This is a genomic window from Caminibacter sp. (assembly GCF_053999135.1).
Map to the genome: position 1 here is coordinate 23,539 of NZ_JBMXVQ010000107.1, position 6,281 is coordinate 29,819.

At 33.1% G+C, this 6,281-nt stretch carries 5 protein-coding genes; all 5 read right to left on the reverse strand.

From position 1 onward, the window contains the following. Window positions 1-4 precede the first annotated feature (4 nt). Window positions 5-901 (reverse strand): PDC sensor domain-containing protein, encoded by an 897-nt coding sequence (locus ACXJH6_RS08175; RefSeq protein ID WP_456471267.1) that lies wholly within the window; start codon window positions 899-901, stop codon window positions 5-7. Then, on the reverse strand, window positions 888-1,448 hold the full coding sequence (gene maf / locus ACXJH6_RS08180) for a septum formation inhibitor Maf (RefSeq protein WP_456471268.1): 561 nt from the start codon (window positions 1,446-1,448) through the stop codon (window positions 888-890). The genes ACXJH6_RS08175 and maf overlap by 14 nt, the downstream gene beginning before the upstream one ends. Window positions 1,449-1,475: 27 nt before the next feature. Further along, window positions 1,476-3,299, reverse strand: coding sequence for a sensor histidine kinase (locus ACXJH6_RS08185; RefSeq protein ID WP_456471269.1), 1,824 nt, complete (start codon window positions 3,297-3,299; stop codon window positions 1,476-1,478). Beyond that, window positions 3,283-3,927, reverse strand: coding sequence for a response regulator transcription factor (locus ACXJH6_RS08190; RefSeq protein ID WP_456471270.1), 645 nt, complete (start codon window positions 3,925-3,927; stop codon window positions 3,283-3,285). Before ACXJH6_RS08190 ends, ACXJH6_RS08185 begins: the two co-directional genes overlap by 17 nt. A gap of 24 nt (window positions 3,928-3,951) precedes the next feature. Then, window positions 3,952-6,281: alanine--tRNA ligase (gene alaS / locus ACXJH6_RS08195; protein WP_456471271.1), on the reverse strand; the 2,330-nt coding region annotated here is incomplete at its 5' end.

Consider the following 6,281-nt stretch of genomic DNA (forward strand, 5'->3'; position numbering starts at 1 on the left):
TCCGTTATTTAATCTCTTTACCGACATTTTTCATATAATAAGCAAGTCCTATTAGTAAAAATGTAACAGCCGCTAAAAGCATCGCCGCATACACAAGTTTTTGAGGAGCAATCATAGCAAATTTAAATACAAGCATAAGCCCTTCAATGGCAAGGGCTATTACGATACTTCCCAAAAATTTAATCATCGTCTTATGAATGGCAAAAGGATGTTCTTCTTTTTCCCCTATAACTTCCTCCATTAAAAGCGTCTTTACCAAATCAAAAAGCGCCAATGAAAGAGTTATTAAAATAGTGGCTTCAAACATTTTTTTTACATCTATATTACTAAGGGTATAAGTAAAAAACATCTTTATTCCGTCAATAAACAAAAGAACACAAATGGCAAAAAGAGCCCCCGCAAAAATTCCATAAACAATCCTGTTAAAATTATAAACCCATGTATCCCCTCTTTCCCTATGAACAAATTTTAAAAGTTCCCTTAAAGGAATATCTATTACAGCAACATATATAAGCTGACCTCTGTCGTTAAAAATAGGCATAGCGGCACTTACCACCATATCCCCGCCTACCAGTGTAGGGTAAGGGTCGGTTAAAATACATTTTTTCTCTTTAACGGCTTTATAAAAATATGTCCTATTAGACTGATTAACCTCAACTTCGAAATCCTTTAGCGTATCTTTTAACGTTATAAGTTTACTTATCTGCTTTCCGTTGGCATCAAGAATATATGCGGCGTTTGCAAAAGGAAGCTCGTGAATAATTCTCTCAAGTCCCTCATATATTACATCTACGCTTATATTAGGAAGCCGGTTTGGCAGATTTCTTTGAAGAAGAAAGCACAGATACGCCCTTGCTTCTTTTCTGATTTTCTGAAACTCTTGAATTTCACTTATTAACATATTTATCTCCTATAATTTTTATTAATTCTTCAACACAAAGCCCCATTGCCGTAGATTCGTATCCTTTAACATATTTTATATATTTTTTGCAAAATCCCTCAACCATACAGGCTCCCGCTTTATCTTTCCATTCGCCTGAATTCAGATACTCCTCCAAATCATCTTCATCAAAATGTTTAAAAACATATAAAGTCTCATCAACCCTTCCAAAAACTCTTTCATCGAATTTCACCCACATAGCGGTGAGTATTTTTATTTTTTTTCCGCTTTGGGCTAAAAGAATTTTTCTGGCGTCTTCTTTATTTTTAGCTTTTCTTAAAATATTTACTCCATCAGTAACTACCGTATCGGCACTTACCAAATCGTCATTAGGAAAACACTTTTCGCACTCTTTAAATTTACCGTAACTGGCAAAAACAACAAATTCGTAAGGGTCTTTAGTTGAAATTTTTTCTTCATCAAAATCGCATGATTTTTGAATAAAAGAAATACCGTAATCTTTAAGAAGTTTTGCTCTAGTAGGGGACGCACTGCATAAAATAAGCAAACGCTAACCTTTTTACTTGAAATTGTATCAAATTTTAAATTTATATTCGAATACGTTTTTTCCTTCTTTATAATAGACTTTATATTCTATGTTATATTTATCGCATATATTTTTTACAATATTAAGACCTATGCCGAGTCCTCTTTTATGGATATGTTCTCTATAATCCTTTTCAAAAATACTTACCGGGTCTTTTATTCGCTCCCCAAAAGATTCAAATTTTAAAACAATAAAATTATCTTCCCTTTTTAAAGTTACAAAAATATCTTTTTTAGAAGAGTATTTAATAGCGTTTGATAAGTTATTGTCCACTATTCTCTCAAATTCTATTTTATTTATTTCAAAAAAAATGTTTTCTTCGATATAGGATAAAATTTTTTTATTATGAGCCTTTGCAACCGTTTCAAAAAACCTAATTCTCTCTTTAAGATTTTCGCTAAGATTAATTTCGCCTTTAGCCTCGTATTTTACTATCCCGTTTCCAGATATATAAGACAAATCCTCATAAGAATTGGAAAGTATCGTAACCGCGGCTTCTATTTCCTCTAGTACCTCTTTTATTTCACTATCCTTTTCCTTCTCCTTAACATAATCCAAATTAAGGGTAATAATACTAAGAGGCGTTTTAATCTGATGTATCGTATCAACGATAAAACGCTTATTTTCGGTAAGCAAAATTTTATTTTTATTTATCTCTTCCGTTAAGGCCTCTCTAAATTCGTTAAACTTCTTTTTTAACGTATCTATCTCTTCAATAAAAGATGAGTCTTTTTTAATTTTTTCATTTTTCTTCATATGAAAAACTATATATTCTATTTCTCTTGAAACTTTAACCACTATAAAAGCATACATAACGGCTATTATGGAAAACAAAGATATTAAAACAACCAAAAACCTCTCTTTTAAAGCTTTAATAACCGACTTTAAAGAAGTCGTATCGTAAACGGCTTTAATAATAAACCTGTTTTTTTGATTATCAAAAACGCCCCTTATTACTACATAAATTTCCAAAATATTTTTATCAAGGTTTAATCTAATTATATGGTCTTTATTATTTTTAAACTCTTTTTCCACTTCTTCAGCCAAATTTACATCCGATATTTTTTTATTAAAAATTGATGAAAATATATGAGCGGAACACTTTTTTAGTTGAATTAAACTCTCTTTTTTATGATACCTGTTATTAAAATCTATTTTATAAATAAAATATTTTTCCACAAAGAAAATTTCCAATTCTTTTAAATCTTCAGCTTTTTTTAAAATTTTGTCATACGTTTTTTTTAAAATATTAAACATATCCACAACATATGCCAACTGTAACAGATATTTTTTATCGGGAGAGCGGATAAGGTAATACTTTTTTAAATTCATAGAGGATTTATCAAGATGTGCCTCGGAGATGTCTATTTCTTTAGTACCTTTAAAAACTTCATCCAAAATCTTTTTATATACTTTAAACGCGCCAAGATTAAAACCTATATCGGGAGCGTAACTGCCTTTAACAACAGTATAGTTTTTATCTATCAAAAACACCTCGTAATGACCGTTTTTTATATCTTTATTTAAAGAATCGGCAACCGCTTCAGGATTAAAGTCTTTATCGTAAAGAAGAGGCAACATATAAAGGTTTTTAAGGTTTTCTTCTTTTTCATTCTCAAATACATACTCTATTTTATCCAATACGTTTTTAAATTTTTCTTTTATTTTTAAAGTAACAGCATAATGTTTATTGATAAAGTTTTGAATAAGTACATCTTTTGAAAAACTGTATTGAGCGTAAATAGCTACAAATACCAACACCCCGAGTAAAACGAAAAAAAGAAGAAGAATATAATTAAGCTTCAGTTTCAAATCTGTACCCTACTCCTACCACTGTTTGAATAAAATCTCTGTCAAATTTTTTTCTTATCTCATTAACAAGCTGCCTTAAAGGAGGATTTTTTTTCTTCTCCTCAGGCCACACAAATTCCACTATTTTTTCCGCGGGAACCGTATAATTTGCATTTTTTAAAAGAATATGAAGAAGCTTTTTCTCTTTTTTTCTTAAATTAACCGGTTTTCCGTCTTTAAACAAATCTCCGGTGTCAAATTTAAACTCATAATTTCCAAATCTAATACTCTCTTTTCCTATAAGTTTATTTATCCTTACTTCAAGTTCGGTTGCATGAAAAGGTTTTTTAATATAATCGTCACACCCGTATTCATACGCCTTTTTAAAATTATGTTCTTCAACACTGGCGGTAATCATTACGATTTTACCGTCTTTTTCAAGTTCTTTAATATATTTAACAAGCTCAAGTCCGTTAATTTCAGGAATATTAATATCTATCAGATATAAATCAAAATCTTTTTCTTTAATAAATTTTAACGCTTCTTTTCCGTCCTCAACTAAAATCACTTTAAAATTTTTGCTCTCCAAAATTCTTTTAACTATTTTAGCAAGCTGTAAATCATCCTCCACAAGCAATACGGTATGCATTTCCCCTCCTCTTTAAATCAATAATTATAGCCCGAATTTTTCCTTAACTTTCCCAATAAGTTCGTCAATTTTTCCGGCGTCTTTACCACCTCCTTGGGCAAAATCAGGCTTTCCTCCGCCTTTTCCACCTACAATCGGAGCAAATTCCTTAATCAAATCCCCTGCTTTAATTTCAGGAACTTTACTAACTGCTACAAGCGTTACTTTTCCTTTATTTTCACCTGCTAAAAACGCAACCAAATTATCAACTCTTCCTTTCAAATCAGTTGCAATTTCTCTTAAATTAGCATTATCGATTCTTTCGATTACATAATTGATACCGTCTTTTTCAACAGGTTTTATCTCCTTAACGGCAGCCTGTTTTAGAGCTTTTATCTCTTCTTTTAATTTTTTAATTTCCTCTTTTTGTTTTGAAATAAACGTTTTTAAATCTTTTGCTTTATTTTCGGCTTTTAATTCCTCTACCAAGTCTCTGTAGTTTTTGCCGTATTTATAAGCAGAAAGTCCGGCTACCGCTTCTATTCTTCTAACCCCCGCACTAACTCCGCTCTCTTTTGTAATATAAAAACTTCCAATCTCAGCCGTATTGTTTACATGAGTACCCCCGCAAAGCTCAACGCTGAAATCATCAAATTTTACAACTCTTACAATATCTCCGTATTTTTCACCAAAGAGCGCCATAGCGCCTTCTTTTTTCGCTTCGTCAATTGGCATTTCTTTAACTTCCGCCCCAATTCCTCTGGCAATAACGTTGTTTACCATCTCTTCAATCTCTTCAAGTTCTTCTTTTGTTAGCGCTTTTGGGTGGGTAAAGTCAAATCTGAGTCTGTTTGCCTCAACTAAAGACCCTGCCTGAGTTACATGTTCTCCTAAAACTTTTCTAAGGGCTGAGTGTAAAAGATGTGTGGCTGAGTGGTGTTTTGCTATTTCGCGTCTGCTCTCATCCACAACGGCTTCTACCTCATCTCCTTTTTTAAGCTCGGCTTCTTTAACTTTAGATAAATTCCTCTCGTCAAATTTTTTGGTATCTACGACTTTTGCCGCAGTTTTGCCGTCTTTTAAAATTACTCCCCTGTCTCCTACCTGACCACCGCTTTCGGCATAAAAAGGTGTCTCTTCAAGCATAACCCAACCTGAGCCTTTAAGCTCGTTAACTTCATTCATTTCTTCATCAAAAAGAGCTTTTACTTTTGTTTTGTATTTTAAATACTCATATCCCACGAATTTATTAGGCTCATATTTCTCAAGGTCTTTTAGGTTTATTTTTTTATCCCCGCTGCCTTTCCAGTTTGCCCTTGCTCTTTCTTTTTGCTCTTTCATCAGTTTCTCAAATGTTTCAATATCCACTTTTTTATTAACTTCCCTTAACATATCCTGAGTTAAATCAAGAGGGAATCCGTACGTATCATAAAGTTTAAAAGCAACTTCTCCGCTAAACGTATCTCCTGCGGTTTTAGAAAGCTCTTCTTTAAACAGAGCCATTCCTTTATCAATCGTTTCGAAAAATCTTTCTTCTTCAAGTTTTATAGCATCTTTTATCGCTTCTTGTTTCTCTTTAAGCTGTGGATAGATACCACCCATCTGATTTACCAACGTATCTACGATTTTATACATAAAAGGCTCTCTTTGTCCTAAAAGATATCCGTGTCTAACTCCACGTCTGAGAATTCTTCTAAGAACGTATCCCCTGCCTTCCCTGTCAAATCTTACACCTTCACTGAGTAAGAAACTCACAGCCCTTATATGGTCGGCAATTACCCTGTGAGACGCTCCTCTTTTGTCTTTATGATACTCTTTTCCCGTAATTTCTACGATTTTTTCAAGAAGAGGCCTGAAAATTGATGTATCATAATTACTCTCAACCCCTTCAACCACAGCCGTAATTCTCTCTAAGCCCATACCAGTATCGATACTCGGTTTTGGAAGAGGTGTTAAATTTCCTTTTTCATCACGGTTATATTGCATAAATACAAGATTCCAAATTTCTAAAAACCTGTCCCCTTCTCCTCCTAAATAATCTTCCGGAGAATTAAACTTATCGGCTCCCTGGTCATAATGAATCTCACTGCAAGGTCCGCAAGGTCCCGTATCTCCCATTTGCCAGAAGTTGTCTTTATCGCCCATTTTTACTATTCTGTTTTTTGGAACGTACTTCTCCCATATTTTACCGGCTTCATCATCGCTTTCGTGAATCGTAATCCACAGTCTGTCTTTATCAAGTTTAAGTACTTCCGTTACAAATTCCCAAGCATATGCAATAGCCTCTTCTTTAAAATAATCCCCGAAACTAAAGTTTCCAAGCATTTCAAACAGAGTATGGTGTCGGTTTGTATATCCTACGTTTTCAAGGTCGT

Bases quoted from the DNA above. Each gene is read 5' to 3' on its own strand.
- ACXJH6_RS08175 (WP_456471267.1), bottom strand. From the start codon at position 901: ATGTTAATAAGTGAAATTCAAGAGTTTCAGAAAATCAGAAAAGAAGCA.
- ACXJH6_RS08190 (WP_456471270.1), bottom strand. From the start codon at position 3,927: ATGCATACCGTATTGCTTGTGGAGGATGATTTACAGCTTGCTAAAATA.